The 14,482-nt window shown below is 53.1% G+C and carries 14 protein-coding genes; 8 read left to right on the top strand and 6 right to left on the bottom strand.

The annotated features are described in order from the left end of the window. Positions 1 to 10: 10 nt before the first annotated feature. On the bottom strand, positions 11 to 787 hold the full coding sequence (ehuA, locus tag GQF03_RS12665) for an ectoine/hydroxyectoine ABC transporter ATP-binding protein EhuA (protein ID WP_161339648.1): 777 nt from the start codon (positions 785 to 787) through the stop codon (positions 11 to 13). A gap of 460 nt (positions 788 to 1,247) precedes the next feature. On the opposite strand from ehuA, the gene GQF03_RS12660 reads away from it, so the two are divergent. Beyond that, entirely contained in the window at positions 1,248 to 1,712 is a 465-nt protein-coding gene (locus GQF03_RS12660) for an Lrp/AsnC family transcriptional regulator (protein ID WP_161339647.1), read from the top strand. Between the two features lie 103 nt (positions 1,713 to 1,815). On the opposite strand, the gene GQF03_RS12655 is transcribed toward GQF03_RS12660, so the two are convergent. From GQF03_RS12655 to GQF03_RS12635, 5 genes are all read right to left on the bottom strand, one after another. After that, positions 1,816 to 2,178, bottom strand: coding sequence for a diacylglycerol kinase (locus GQF03_RS12655; RefSeq protein ID WP_161339646.1), 363 nt, complete (start codon positions 2,176 to 2,178; stop codon positions 1,816 to 1,818). After that, a complete protein-coding gene (locus GQF03_RS12650) occupies positions 2,151 to 2,873 on the bottom strand; it encodes a phosphatase PAP2 family protein (RefSeq protein ID WP_161339645.1) in 723 nt (240 codons plus the stop codon). The genes GQF03_RS12655 and GQF03_RS12650 overlap by 28 nt, the downstream gene beginning before the upstream one ends. After that, positions 2,804 to 4,687: an LTA synthase family protein gene (locus GQF03_RS12645; RefSeq protein WP_161339644.1), complete on the bottom strand. Its 1,884-nt coding sequence runs from the start codon at positions 4,685 to 4,687 to the stop codon at positions 2,804 to 2,806. The genes GQF03_RS12650 and GQF03_RS12645 overlap by 70 nt, the downstream gene beginning before the upstream one ends. 99 nt (positions 4,688 to 4,786) lie before the next feature. Then, the gene (locus tag GQF03_RS12640; RefSeq protein ID WP_161339643.1) at positions 4,787 to 6,157 is read right to left on the bottom strand and encodes a sensor histidine kinase; all 1,371 of its coding nucleotides are present in this window, start codon (positions 6,155 to 6,157) and stop codon (positions 4,787 to 4,789) included. Next, positions 6,150 to 6,824, bottom strand: coding sequence for a winged helix-turn-helix domain-containing protein (locus GQF03_RS12635; protein ID WP_161339642.1), 675 nt, complete (start codon positions 6,822 to 6,824; stop codon positions 6,150 to 6,152). The genes GQF03_RS12640 and GQF03_RS12635 overlap by 8 nt, the downstream gene beginning before the upstream one ends. 283 nt (positions 6,825 to 7,107) lie before the next feature. Here GQF03_RS12635 and GQF03_RS12630 point away from each other — a divergent pair, with 283 nt between their 5' ends. From GQF03_RS12630 to ftsH, 7 genes are all read left to right on the top strand, one after another. After that, positions 7,108 to 8,250: a CaiB/BaiF CoA transferase family protein gene (locus GQF03_RS12630; RefSeq protein WP_161339641.1), complete on the top strand. Its 1,143-nt coding sequence runs from the start codon at positions 7,108 to 7,110 to the stop codon at positions 8,248 to 8,250. An 80-nt stretch (positions 8,251 to 8,330) separates the two neighbouring features. After that, positions 8,331 to 9,323 carry a TRAP transporter substrate-binding protein DctP gene (dctP, locus tag GQF03_RS12625; protein WP_161339640.1) on the top strand — a complete coding sequence of 331 codons (993 nt, stop codon included), beginning with the start codon at positions 8,331 to 8,333 and terminating at the stop codon, positions 9,321 to 9,323. Positions 9,324 to 9,343: 20 nt separating this feature from the next. Then, positions 9,344 to 9,880, top strand: coding sequence for a TRAP transporter small permease (locus tag GQF03_RS12620; protein WP_161339639.1), 537 nt, complete (start codon positions 9,344 to 9,346; stop codon positions 9,878 to 9,880). Further along, the gene (locus tag GQF03_RS12615) at positions 9,880 to 11,166 is read left to right on the top strand and encodes a TRAP transporter large permease (RefSeq protein ID WP_161339638.1); all 1,287 of its coding nucleotides are present in this window, start codon (positions 9,880 to 9,882) and stop codon (positions 11,164 to 11,166) included. Before GQF03_RS12620 ends, GQF03_RS12615 begins: the two co-directional genes overlap by 1 nt. A gap of 131 nt (positions 11,167 to 11,297) precedes the next feature. Further along, positions 11,298 to 12,239 carry a DnaJ C-terminal domain-containing protein gene (locus GQF03_RS12610; protein ID WP_161339637.1) on the top strand — a complete coding sequence of 314 codons (942 nt, stop codon included), beginning with the start codon at positions 11,298 to 11,300 and terminating at the stop codon, positions 12,237 to 12,239. After that, entirely contained in the window at positions 12,239 to 12,583 is a 345-nt protein-coding gene (locus GQF03_RS12605) for a chaperone modulator CbpM (RefSeq protein WP_161339636.1), read from the top strand. Before GQF03_RS12610 ends, GQF03_RS12605 begins: the two co-directional genes overlap by 1 nt. Further along, positions 12,580 to 14,430, top strand: a complete 1,851-nt coding sequence (gene ftsH / locus GQF03_RS12600; protein ID WP_161339635.1) for an ATP-dependent zinc metalloprotease FtsH — start codon at positions 12,580 to 12,582, stop codon at positions 14,428 to 14,430. Before GQF03_RS12605 ends, ftsH begins: the two co-directional genes overlap by 4 nt. Positions 14,431 to 14,482 lie beyond the last annotated feature (52 nt).

Below are 14,482 nucleotides of genomic sequence, written 5' to 3'. Positions count from 1 at the left end.
TCACTCCTGTTCAGGAAATCTCTCCGATAATCTGCTTCAGGAAGTTACGGGTACGCTCCTCTTTCGGATTCCGAAAGATTTCTTCTGGCGGGCCAGACTCCACAATCTGTCCTTTCTCAAAGAACAAGACCCGATCGGCAAAATCCCGGGCAAAATTCATCTCGTGAGTGACCGTCAGCATGGTGGTGTCAGAGGTTTCGGCGAGCACTCTCAAGACATTGAGAACCTCCTCGACCAATTCCGGATCGAGCGCAGAGGTAACCTCATCAAACAGCATGATTTTGGGATCCATGGCGAGCGCACGGGCAATCGCGACCCGTTGCTGCTGCCCGCCGGAAAGCTGGTGCGGATAATGGTTTTGTTTTTCTTCCAGCCCGACAAGCTTGAGAAGTTCCTGGGCTTTGTTGGTGGCGTCCGATTTGTCGACGCCCTTCACCAGTATCTGCGGTTGCTCGATATTGGCGATAGCAGTGAGGTGGGGAAAGAGATTGAATTGCTGGAAGACCATTCCGACATTTTCCCGCATCTTGCGAAGATGCTTCTCGCTCGCCGGGACGAGTTCACTATTGACCTTCTGATGCCAGAGGTAGTCCCCCTCAACCATGACATGGCCGCTGTTGATCGTTTCCAAGGTCATCAATATCCGCAAGATGGTCGTTTTACCCGACCCGCTCGGACCAATCAGGGCCAGCTTTTCGCCCGCCTCGACATGCATGTCGAGATTTCTGAGAACCTGCAGTTCTCCATATGATTTCGATACATTTTTAAATTCAATGATCGGGTTCATTTCTTCATGTCTCGACTAGCCTGCATTGCTCCATCCCGTTGAAAAACTTTCTAATTCTCTGATATTCGTTGAACAGAAATCTAAAAACAAATTTTAGAAAGTAGAAATATAGATAATCGAGAAGAAATTCGGTTTTGAAAAGTTTTCATAGTGTCACACCGTAAAAATCAGAGAATAATATCTCCAATTACAATAGCTTATATGCTGGAATTTAATAGTTCGATCAAAAACGACCGAAAATTGATATAATTTATCAAATTTCATTCATAGTTGACGTGATTTTATCATTTTTACATGGGATTTAACATATGATTGGTGAAAAATTGGAATTTTAGAGATGCTTTTCTCGTGCGTAACGTGTATTGTTGACGCAAATTCCTAGGAAATGAGCTCAAGCTCCTCGATAAACACCCGGATTGAGCGGGGCCGCGAGCAATATTTTTCGATTGTGGAAAGAAAAATGACTGAATTAACGCCAAATGATTTAACGATATTGCGGTTATTGCAGGAAAATGCCAGAGAAAAACTTGAAACCATGGCTTTTGAAACTGGCATTTCAGTTGCTACCATACAACGTCGCATTAAATATTTAAAAAAAACCGGAGTTATTACGAAAGAGACCGCTCTTATCTCACCAGACTCTGTCGGTTATTTGATGACCTTCCTGATTCTTGTTGAATTAGAACGGGAGCGCATTGATCAGGTTGACGCCTTCAGGCGGAAAGTCAAAGCGGAACCCTATATCCAGCAGTGCTACTATATCACGGGGGAGGCGGACTTCGCTCTGATTGCCCTTGCCAAAGATATCCAGGACTTCGAAAATCTCACTCGCCGATTGTTCTTTGCGGACGCCAATGTGAAGCGTTTCCGCACTTCGGTCGTTATGAACCGCACCAAGGTCGGCCTGACGGTTCCCCTTGTCTAAGATGCCCATTTCGCAAAGGACGGACCGCTTACGGAATTCACAGATCCGCAATGGATCACGGTTCGGGATGGCCCCATACATTTTCCGATTTAGCAGCAGGAACTCACAATAAGAAAATAAGCGCCCAGACAGTCAGGCAATAAACAAGGGAGAGCAGAACGGCGGCGCTGGCGACGTCTTTGCTGGCCTTGGAGAGATCGTGATAATCCGCCGAAATCCGGTCAATGGCGCATTCAATCGCAGTGTTGAGCAATTCGGTTATCAAGACGGCGAACAAGCCAGAAAGGAGGAGGGCAAGTTCCACCGCGGATTTACCTGAGAATATGGCGAGCGGTACCAAGATCAAAATACCGAACACCTCCTGCCGGATGGCTTCTTCACTTCTAAAAGCCGTGCGAAAACCCGAAATCGAATTTTCGAAGGCAGCAATCAGTCGCGCTAAACCTTTTTTGCTTGCGGGAACCATGAATTTTCGCTCGTTTGTCCGATTGTGAGATAGTGGGCGATCACGACGATGATCCAGGCAAGGAGCATGGTGACGATTGTGTGGGAGAGGAAATGCCGCCCGTTCAACATCTGGAAGCCGCCCATGATCCAGCTGGTTGCGAGTGCAAATATAAGGGCAGCGACACGTTGTTTTCCTGGCGCGGCGAGAGGGACAAGCAACAAGAGCGCAAAGCCGCCCGAGGCATGGCCCGCGGGAAAACAGGCGCCGCTTTTCGCGCCGCTGAAGTCGAAAATCGGACCGTCCGTGAAAAATCCGCCAAATTCCGCAAGCTGATAGGGGCAGTGGATATTGGTGAGCTTCTTTCCCACGCCGACGATCAACGGAACGAAGGCTGCGCAAAGGATTACAAAGAACTGTCGGCGCGAGCGGAATTGCCGCAGGCTTTTCATGAAAAATGACAGTGCGAAAAGCATGACCATACTTCCCGCAAAGCCGGCCAGCAGCCATTTCGGCAGAATGTAGAATATGAACCGAAGGGCAGGCTCCCGCGCATCCACTAGCCAACCGTTTCCGTCATAAAAGGAATGGGCAAGATAATAATCAAGCCCGCTCACCCGGACGAGGTAAGGGATTACGAGGATCGCTATTGTTGTAACGACGAGGTGACGGCCCCAATCAAGGTCGTCGCGAGTTTCTTGTGATTGCGTTTCCATTGCGAGGCGCTTTCATAACTTAAAACAACGTCGGTCAATGACTTCGGTTCGACCTCGGAGGCGGCCATAACGTCCCCGCTCGCCGTCTCGATCCCGTATTTCTTGACCGGCTCGACGAAAGTAACCTTATCGTCGGCAAGGATACCGAGTTTCTGATGGGTCGCGATAAAGGCCCGCTCAGCGAAGGCTTCGTCCAGAATGTCCTGACCATAGAATTCACTCTTGTAGGAAAAACCGAGCAGCGAGAGAAGGGTTACCGGCAGATCGATCTGACTGGCGACTTTCTCGACCTCTCGCGGGGCGATCATGCCGGGGGCATAGATCATCGCCGGGATATGATAGCGTCCGGGAGGCAGCGAGCTTTTGCCCGCCGCCCCTGCGGTGTGATCGGCGACGATGACAAAAACCGTGTTCTCGAACCACGGCTCCCTCTTCGCAGATTCGAAGAACTTTCCGATGGCGTAATCCGCGTATCGCACCCCCGCGATACGGCCGCCGCCTTCCGTCGGAATACCGGCATTATTTTCAGGGAATGTATAGGGGCGGTGATTGGACGTCGTCATGACCATATACATAAAGGGATTACCCGTTTGACTGTCGGCTCTCGCTTCCGTGATTACTTTGGCAAACAGATTCTCATCAGCGACACCCCAGACGTTGGAGAAGGTGATTTCGTCATCTGACATATCGACCCGGTCGACCACGTCAAAGCCGTTATTCTCGAAGAAATAGTTCATGTTGTCGAAATAGCCGTAGCCGCCATAAATGAACTTGTTGTGGTAATTGCGGTCGTGAAAAACCTCTCCCAAAGAGAACAGGTTTTCATTCCCCGGACGCTTGACGATCGACCGGCCCGGAGAGGAGGGAATGGAAAGCGTCAGGGCTTCGAGGCCGCGGACGGTGCGGGTGCCGGTCGCATACATGTTGCTGAAATTCAGGGACTGCACGGCGAGTGCGTCGAGATTGGGCGTAAAATCCGCATTCGATCTATACCGGTTCATATATGCCGCGCTCATCGATTCCATGACGATGAAAATCACATTTTTCCGCATTTCGGGGCGCGCCGCCCTGACCAGCCGCGGAGGGGTAGCAGGAAGGTCGGAATGGGTTATGTCCTCATAGGTGATATAAAATTTCTTGTAGGCGAGTTCGTTATTTCGAAAAGCGGAGAAAAGACTGTAAATGCCATTCGCGGCAATTTCATTGGCATAGTTGTTATCGGTTACATTTTTGAAATCGAGAGAGACGGCATAGAAGCCGCCGAAAGCCAGACAGAGAAACCCGACCAACACCGACGCCTTGGACTGTAACGTTATGTTCGGAACCTGCGTCGGCAGTAATGTGTCCTTAAAGAAATAATATGCAATACCAACCAGGGTCAGGATGCCGAGGGTCAGAGGAACGATAGGGTAGGATTCCCAGATGTTCCCAAGGACCTCTCGCGCGTAGACGAGATAATCGACTGCGATAAAATTGAAGCGGACGGCAAATTCCTGCCAGAAGGCATATTCCGACGCGATGTCAAAAATAACCATGCCGGCGAAGATAACAAAACAGATATGCGTCGCGATCCGGTCTAAACGCGTGTTGAGCCACCGTGTCGGAAGCACGAGCAGATAGGCAATATAGGGCAAGATGAAGAGCGAATAGGTCGCAAGATCGAAAACGATGCCGGTCGCATATGATTTGACGATATTTGCAAAACCGAGGTTTTGGAAGGTCCAGACCGTGAATATCAACCTGATGACAAACTGAACGAGGATGAAGACGACAAAACTCGGTGCGAGCCGTCTCGCAAAATACTGCAAAGCCATTTCAATCTCTGACATAGACTAGGAAAAGTCAGAAAATAGCGACGCTCTCCTTTCCTCCGCCATTCCGGATTTATACGGTTTCGTATATCTCGTCTTTATTCAGGGAATTTGCACGATTACGCGAAGCCCAGGTTCATTGCTTTCAAGGGAAATCTTGAATTCATGCAGATCTGCAATCGCCTTGACGAGACTGAGGCCAAGACCGCTGCCAGGGGTCGTCCGGCTTTTTTCAAGGCGATAGAGCCGCTCCATGACACGGGGACGCTCGTTCGCCGGGATACCGGGTCCGTTATCCGATATTTCGAGCGCCCGGTGGTCATCGCGCCCGGAAAGAGTGATGTTGATGACAATTCCCTCGTCGCAATGGTGGATCGCGTTCTCAACCAGATTGGTGATCATCTGCGTCAGCAGATCCGCATCACCCACGAGCGAGAAATCGCAGTCTTTATCAAATTGTAGCTCAAGGCGCTGGTTTTTGTCTTCGGCCACCGGCATAAAAATGTCGACGATCTTTTGGCAAATCAGCAATAAATCAACTTTTTTGAACTGGCTTTTCCGGCCGCCACCCTCTATCTGGCTGATCCGGAGCATTGCCTGAAAAATGTCGATGATGCCATTCGTTTCATCGATAATCAGATCGACGGAATCTTGTGCGCTGCCGTCCAAAGACTTGTTCTGAGAGAGGATTTCGAGTTTCTGGCGAAGCCGTTGAACCGGGGTCTTTAGCTCGTGAGCAATATCAACGGAAACCTGACGAAGGCTCTCGACAGTTGTCTCGAGACGGTCGAGCATCGCGTTGATACTTGCCGCGACCCGGGCGAGATCGTCATGTCTTCCCGGCGCACTTGCGATCCTGTCCGAAAAGTTGCCAGCCGCCGTCCGGGCAAGGGTTTTTTCAATCAAGAAAAGACGCCGGTTATTTTTGCGGGCAAGTACGATTGCTGTGGCGAAGGTCAGGGCCAGGGATACGACAAATCCGCCCAAGAGTGATTCCAGTATACCAAACCTCATCTCCTTGATTTCGGATTTGCTTCGTCCGATTATCAAATCGCCTTCGCTGAATTCAGTGCCATAAGACACAAAAGCGTCCGGCGGATGCCGGGGAGGATCAATCAGCATTATATCTGGCGCGGCAACATCACGCCATCCAACGAAAGTTTCCATCCGGGAGACATTTCCCGCGACGGGATTTTTTGTGGAATCCGTCAGATATAGAAGGGTTCTGCCTCCCTTTGCGCCGACAGACAAAATGTTTACCTGCTCTTTTAGACCCGCAAATCCCTGGCGCCGGTAAACATCCACCAGGGTCGCTTGCATTTCGAGGACGCTGCCCCGAAGCCCTTTGCCGAGATCTTCCTCCGTTTCGTAAAGGGCGATACCGAACATGAGAATTACGGACAGAAAGAAGACGCCGCAAAGACTCAGCGTCAACCGGATTGCAGATGAATTGAGGAGACTGGATTTAATCATCGCTCAATACATAACCGGTTCCGCGGATTGTATGGAGAAGTTTCGTCTCATACGGACCATCGATCTTGCTGCGAAGGCGGCTGATATGGGTTTCCACCACATTTGTTTTGGGGTCAAAATGAAAGTCCCAGACGGATTCCAGCAGCATGGTTTTTGTCACGACGCGACTGGCGTTCCGCATCAGATACTCAAGAAGCTGGAATTCTCGCGGTTGCAGGATGATGGCGTCGCTGCCCCTCGTGACCACCCGGCGGATCAGATCCATTCTGAGATCGCGAACGACCAGTTGAGTGACTTCCGATTGCAGCGGCGGACGGCGGAGCAGCGCTGCGCAACGGGCCGAAAGCTCGGCGAAGGAGAAAGGTTTGACAAGATAGTCGTCCGCCCCGGCATCGAGGCCTTGGACACGGTCATCAATTCCGCCCACCGCCGTCAGTATAAGGATCGGGATATCGATTTTGGCGCTTCTCAGGGATTTCACGATTGAAAGCCCGTCCAGTGCCGGCAGCATCCTGTCGGTAATTATCAGATTGTAGTTTTCAGATGCGCCCTGAACAACACCATCGCGTCCGTCAGCTACCCAATCGACCGTATACCCCTCCTGCAGCAGCCCCTTTTTGATGTAATTGGCTGTTTCGACATCATCTTCGATGAGGAGTATTTTCATGAATGCGCTCATATAAGTCATTGCGGCGGGCCGATTATACGCAAAACCCGTCCGGGGTGAGATTTTTTTATGCCGCGGTCGACAATAAGGGCCGGATCAAATATGCCTGTTTTCTTGCACCGAGACTCAGCGCGGTGGTGTCGATGGCAATCCCAATATCGCAGGCCTCGGAACCATTTGGATAAAAGCGTGGGGGAAACCCGTTGAGCTTTCCGGTCATTCATGCATAGATTGGCGAAACTTGAGGGTATTCCCTCGCGGCAGCAAAATAAGGACGAGAGAAATGACGGACGCCTTACCATTGGACGGTATCCGGGTGGTAGAGATGAGCCATATGGTCATGGGACCGGCTTGCGGGCTTATTCTCGCCCAACTGGGGGCCGAGGTGATCAAGGTTGAACCCCCGAAAGGTGACAAGACCCGGGATCTCAAGGGTATGGGCACGGCCTTCTTTCCTCTGTTCAATAGGGGAAAGCGCAGTCTGGTCGTGGATTTGTCGCTGGAAAGTGATCGTGAAACCCTTCACCGGTTGCTGGCGACGGCCGATGTTTTTCTTGAGAATTTCAAGGACGGGATGCTTGCCCGGCAGGGATTGGCCGCGGCGGAACTGGCGAAAAAATACCCATCCTTGATTATCGCCGGTCATAAAGGTTTTCTCTCGGGTCCCTATCAGCATCGGCCGGCGCTTGACGAAGTCGTGCAGATGATGTCTGGGCTTGCCATGATGACAGGTACACGGGAACGGCCCCTTCGCGTTGGATCGTCGGTGAACGATATCATGGGCGGCATGTTTGGCGTTATCGGGATTCTGGCGGCCCTGCGTGAGCGCGACAAGACGGCGCGTGGAAAGAATATCCGGATCGGGCTATTCGAAAACAGCCTGTTTTCCGTTGCCCAGCATATGGTTCAGTTCGAGATGACGGGCATCCCCTCGACCCCGATGCCGGAACGTACGCATGCCTGGCCCGTTTATGACGTCTTTGAAACCAGTGATCATCAGCGGATCTTCGTCGCGGTAGTGACGGACGGCCATTGGACGGCCTTTTGCAAAACCTATGACCTGGCAGAATTTCTCACAGACGACCGCCTCAAAACGGCGACGGACCGGATTGAGGCGCGCTCCTGGACAATTCCGCAGGTCGCTGAAAAAATGAAGCGCCACTCTGTCAAGGAGTTGACGGATAAGCTGGAAATGCTCAGCATACCTTTCGCGCCGATTAATGCTCCCGAAGACTTGTTCAACGATCCGCATGTCCAGCGCCCCGGCGGCCTCGTGCATTTTGATGATAGCGACGGGAAGACCTATTGCGCGCCGGCATTGCCACTAGAGCTTGACGGGGCCGCCCTCGGGGAGGGGCTGCATGTCCCGGCGCTCGGTGAAGATACGGAAGACATATTAAAAGAACTTGGCGTCAGCGGAGGGTGAAATTCGGGCTGCTTTTTGCGTCGCTATCGCGTAATAGTAATGAACCTGAGAAAAAATCAATAACCCTGTGGGAGGGAATTATGAGAAAAATCTTAACTTTGGCGGCGGGATTGTCACTGGCGCTTGGGGCGATTAACTGGGTGGGGGACGCCGCTGCGGCAACCGCAATGCGCTGCAGCCACCAGCTTCCGCCAAACCATCATATTGCAAAAGTCATTGATCGTTGGGCCGCTGAAATCGAAACCCTGTCGGATGGTGAGATCGACGTGCAGGTGTTTGGCGCCAATAGCCTGACCGGTGCAAAAGAGAATGCAACCGCTGTTGCCAAAGGGGACATCGATTGCGCTTTTTCAATCAATCCGCAATGGGGCAAAACGCTGCCGTTGATGAATGTGACGCTGGGCCCGTTCGCGGTCAGCAGTCTTGAGGCATTGCAGAAGTGGGACGGATCGAAGGCTGCAAACTTTCTCGAAGAGCAGCTGATGACGAAGGGCGTGAAGAATGTTGTCTGGCTTTTCACGACGCGGAGCACGGCAATCACGTCGAACGGCAAACCGCTGATCGCCCCGGATGATTTCAAGGGCGTCAAGATCCGGGGCCTTGGCCCGATTCCGGATGCCGGATTCGTTGCCATGGGGGCCGCGCCTTCCGCCATGTCCGGGAGCAAGGTTTACCAGGCCCTTTCAACGGGCGTCATCGATGCGGGCCTTACGGATATTTCTGCGGCTGTGTCCCGTAAGTATTACGAAGTGCAGGACCATGTCACCGTATTGCCGCTTTTCAGTATCTATTTCCATGGCTATGTCAATCCGGCCTGGTATGACGGGCTCTCCGACAAGGGCAAGAAAGCGGTCGATGAAGCTGGGCGAAAGGCCGCCGTTTGGGCGATTGAAGCCTCGGAAGAGTCCGCCGCGGGCGCTCCGGATGAATTGGCCGCGAAGGGCATGAAAGTCCATATCGCGACGGATGAGGAGATTGAGGCGCTTAAGGCGGTGATGGCTCCCGCATTTTATAAAGCGTTCAGCGAAGCATCCGGCGAAGATGGCAAGAAATTGCTTGATCTGCTGAACTAGCTGGTGGATTTCCGTCTCTTATGGACATGAAAGACGACCGGACGGAAGAGGTGTCTTTTTCCTCTTCCGTCCCTATCCGGATCATAGAGTATCTTTGTTTTGCCGCGGCCATTTTTAGTGCGGGCCTCGTCATCTTCACGCTTCTGATGACTGGCTATAGCGTGTTTCAACGCTATGTGCTTGGAACCCCACTTACCTGGACGGACGAGATGTCCGGTTTTCTGGTGGTGGCCATTGTTATGCTGGGTGCGGCCGAAACCCTCCGGCGGGGAGAGCATATCAGCGTTGATCTGTTGTCGTCGAAAGCCGCCGGGGGCGCGAAGAAGGCGCTGGGTATCTGGAGCTATCTCGCAACGGCATTTGTCGCCGCCGTCATTTTTATCAGCGGCTGGGAGGCCGTGAAGTTTTCCTATACAATCGGCGTGTTCTCAAACGGCTATCTTGAGGCGCCGCTCTGGATTCCGCAGTCTTTTCTTCTGGTGGGGTCCGCATTGCTGTTTGTCCTCTCCCTTGTACGCATGGGCCAAAGCCTTTTCAGGCGGGATGGCGAGACCTGATGACAACAATCCTTGTCTTGCTCCTCCTGGTTTTCCTGCTGCTTACCGGTATTCCGATCTTTGTCGGGCTGGGGCTGGCCTCTGTCATTATCATGCTCCTGACAGAGGGAAGTATTTCAAGTGTCGCTGATACTTTTTTTGCCAAGCTCGACAATGGATTGCTGACGGCTATCCCCATGTTTGCCTTCATGGCCCATGTGATGATCAAGTCGAAAGTGGTCGATGACCTTTATGATGCCGCGAATGCGTTGGTGGGGCATTTCAAGGGTGGCCTTGGCGTTGCAACCGTGCTTTCCTGCACGATATTTGCCGCAATATCCGGCTCCAGTGTCGCGACCGCGCTGACCATCGGGTCGAGCGCGATACCGCAGATGCGGCGTTTCGGCTATCGTGCCCGGGATGCCTACGGGGTGATCGTTGCCGGCGGCACGCTGGGTATTCTGATACCGCCGTCCGGGCCGCTGATCCTCTATGCCATTGTTTCGGAGACCTCGATCGGCGCATTGTTTATGGCCGGATTTATCCCGGGCATCCTGATGGCGCTGATTTTTGCCTGCTTTTGCATCTCCCAGGCCTATTTTCGCAACGATGCGGCAAGCAGTGAATGGGTCGGCTGGAAAAAAAGCCTAACCGCAATCCGGAGGTCCTTTTGGTCCCTCTCCATGCCGCCACTTGTCCTTGGAGGTATTTATCTCGGGATTTTCACGGCAAGCGAAGCCGCCTCTGTCGGCTGCATTTATGCGCTTCTTGTTGGCGCGCTGGTCTATCGAAATTTCGGGTTGAAAGAACTTGCCGAAACAGCGTTCGAGACAGTGCGAACGACGACGATGCTCTTCATGATCCTCGGGGGAGCGGCATTGTTCAGCCGTGCGGTGACCATAATTCGTCTTCCCATCGAACTCATGGAGGGGGTTGTCGCCCTTGGCTTGTCTCCTGTCGGCTTCCTGATCGTCGTCATGTTGGTGATCCTTGTTCTTGGCATGTTTTTGGAGACGATTTCCATCATTCTGATTACCACACCGATCGTTCTTCCGATCCTGCTGCAGCTTGACGTCAATTTGATCTGGTACGGTATCCTGCTCATGATTAATCTCGAGCTGGCGTTGATCACACCACCAGTGGGCATGAATCTGTTCGTCATAAAGGGAATTGCCAACGCCCCCCTTGTCGAGGTGATCAGGGGATCACTGCCATATGTGATCCTGATGCTGGCGGGACTAGTTCTGGTCATGCTCTTTCCGGAGCTCGCGCTCTGGCTTCCTGATCTTGCCGGCTTCGGTCGGTAACTCCATATTTCATCCAAGATAGGGTCGCACGGGATCGGGCGATTGACGCAAATCAATACAGGGCGCCCCCGTTCTGATAAGATGATCCTGCATTCGGCGCACAATTTGATGTTTGAAGGTGGTATCGGAAGGTGAGCAATAATCCATATGACCTGCTCGGGGTGAAATCTACTGCCACGGACAAGGAAATTAAGGCGGCCTATCGTAAGCTGGCCAAGGAACTGCATCCGGACCTGAACCCCGGAGATGCGAAAGCCGAGGAACGCTTCAAGGCGATCTCCGGGGCCTATGCAATTCTTGGTGACAAGGAACAGCGGGCCCGTTTCGATCGAGGCGAGATCGATGAGACGGGTAAAGAGAAGCCCGAGCAGCAATATTACCGCAACTATGCGGGAGCGGGCCCTGAAACCCATTACTATACCTCGGATGCGTTCGGCGATTTTGGCGACGAAAGCGATCTTTTTTCTGAACTTTTCCGTCGCGCCCGATCGAAAGAGAGTGCCCGCGGGAGAGGATTCAAGGGACCGATACGCGGACAGGACGTTCACTATCAGTTGAAAGTGGATTTTCTTGATGCGGCGCGTGGCGCCAAGAAGCGCATAACGATGCCCGACGGATCAACCCTAGATGTTTCTGTTCCGGCCGGCATCCGGGATGGGCAATCGATCCGCCTTAAGGGCAAGGGGTCGACCGGGTTCAACAATGGGCCAAATGGCGATGCTTATGTCAAAATCGAAATTTCGCCGCACCGTCTGTATCGCCGCGAAGGGCGGGATATTCTGATTGATCTGCCGATATCGCTGGATGAGGCGGTGCTGGGCGCCAAAATCTCCGTGCCGACCATACATGGCAAGGTCAATATGGCTATCCCGGCGGGTGCGAGCAGCGGGCAGACGCTGCGCCTCAAGGGCAAGGGTATTGCCGCAGGTAAATCAGGGACGGATGGTGACCAGCTTGTCCGAATAAAAGTTGTGCTGCCGAAGAAAATCGATCCTGAACTCAAGGAATTCATGGAGAAATGGCGCAGCGAGAATGCCTATTCGGTGCGTCAGGAGCTTGAGGGGGCGCTGTGATGATCAGTGAGAAGGAAGCGATACAACGTCTCAAGGGCGTCAGCCAGACCCGACTTCACCTGTGGGTTAAGCGCGGCTGGGTAACGCCGGCGGAAACGGACGCCGGTTTTCATTTTCGGGAAATAGATCTCGCGCGGCTGGAGTTGATCCGCCAGTTGAACACAGATATGTCGGTGAATAACGAGGCGATACCCATTGTTCTGTCCTTGATCGACCAGATTCACGGATTGCGCTACGAGTTGAAAACACTCGCCCGCGCGGTCGAGGCGCAGCATGAGGATATACAGGGCGCCATCCTGAGGGCCTGCGATGCCGTGCGGACCCTCTCGGAGGATGGCAAATGAAGCAAATTCCCAACTGGGCCTGGATCATTATCGTCGCGATCTTTGTCTTTACCTTCATACTGGTAAATCAGATCGCCCGGCCACCGGCCGTCAATTCCGTGGCCTATAGCGACTTTAAAAAGATGGTGGCTGAGGGCGACGTTGTCGAAGTCACCCTTACGGGCGAAAAGGTGGAGGCGAAGCTCAAGTCGCCAATCACACTCCCAGATCAGCCGTCTTCAACGGCGAACCTGGAGACGGTTATGCCGAGCGGCGGTGACCCCGATCTATTGCGTCTGTTTGAGGAAAAAGGCGTGACCGTCTGGAATCATCCGGTAGAAACCGGAAATAGCTGGCTTTTGAGCTTGCTCCCGTGGATAATATTCATTGGAATATACCTATATATCATGCGCCGGATGCAGGGAAACCTCATGGACCGCTTCGGCGGGCGGAGCAGCAGCGATTTTCTTACGGGTTCTGCAGAGAAGGAGGAAAAAGCCGGCCGCCGCGTGACCTTTGACGATGTCGCGGGACAGGAGCAGGCGAAAAAGGAAGTCGCCGAACTTGTCGAGTTTCTGAAACATCCGGAGGAGTTTAAAAAGCTTGGCGCCGAGGCACCGCGGGGCGTGCTGCTGGTGGGGCCTCCGGGCACCGGCAAGACGTTGCTTGCCCGGGCGCTTGCGGGGGAGGCAGGCGTTAACTTCTTCAATATTTCGGCGTCCGAATTTATCGAAATGTTCGTCGGAGTCGGCGCGTCCCGTGTCCGGAAAATGTTTGACGAGGCGAAGAAACGCGCGCCCAGCATAATCTTCATCGACGAGCTGGATGCCGTCGGACGGGTGCGGGGGACTGGCCTCGGCGGAGGAAATGACGAACGCGAGCAGACGCTGAACCAGATCCTGTCAGAGATGGACGGGTTCTCCGGCCGTGAAACCGTGATTGTTTTAGCGGCGACCAACCGGCCCGACGTGCTCGATCCGGCGTTGCTCCGACCCGGCCGTTTTGACCGCCATGTCACGCTGGAACTTCCTGACAAATTGGCGCGAAAAGCCATATTGGAGGTTCATACCCGGAAAGTGCCGGTCGCGAAAGATGTCGATCTTGATCTTGTTGCCGCTGGCTGCCCGGGCTTTTCCGGCGCTGATATTAAAAACCTTGTGAATGAGGCGGCGATCGCGGCGGCGCGGGAGCATGTGGACGAAGTCGCGATGCGTCATTTCGACGAATCGCGTGACAAGATTATCATGGGAACCGTCCGCACGCTTGCGATACAGCCCGAAGAGCATCATCGGCTGGCGGTTCATGAGGCGGGACATACGGCCGTAGCCTATTTCCTGCCCAATGCCGACCCTCTCTACAAAGTGACGATTATTCCGCGTGGCCGTGCACTTGGGGGGACACATCTTCTGCCGACCGAAGAACGTCATACGCTCGATGAAGATTACTTGCGCGATCGTCTCGCGGTTTCCCTTGCGGGACGCGGAGCGGAGGAATTCTTCCTAGGCAACGTCAGTTCCGGCGCCGATGACGATATCAAGAACGTAACGAAGCTCGCCCGCGCCATGGTGGCGCAATGGGGTATGTCCAAGGAAATTGGGCCGATCGATCTACGCCAGAGTGAGGACCATCCTTTTCTTGGCCGGGAAATTGCCCAGCCCCGTCATTTTAGCGAGGAGATGTCGAGCCGCGTTGATGAAGCGATCCTCAAGCTCATCCGGGAAGCGGAAAAGCGAGTTCTCGACATTCTCAATGAACATAAACCGCAGATTGAGAAACTGATCGAGAAACTTGAAAAGGAGGAAACGGTCAACTGGCCGGAGATTGACGCAATTCTCGGCAGGAAGACGACGAAGAAAGAAACCGCGTAATCCAATTGCCCCGGATTATCCGCTTGATCAGGATCAATGACGGATCTGTTTT

The sequence above is a fragment of the Sneathiella chungangensis genome (assembly GCF_009882935.1).
GTDB classification, from domain to species: Bacteria; Pseudomonadota; Alphaproteobacteria; order Sneathiellales; family Sneathiellaceae; genus Sneathiella; species Sneathiella chungangensis.
This window is presented reverse-complemented; position numbering and strand designations above follow the sequence as displayed.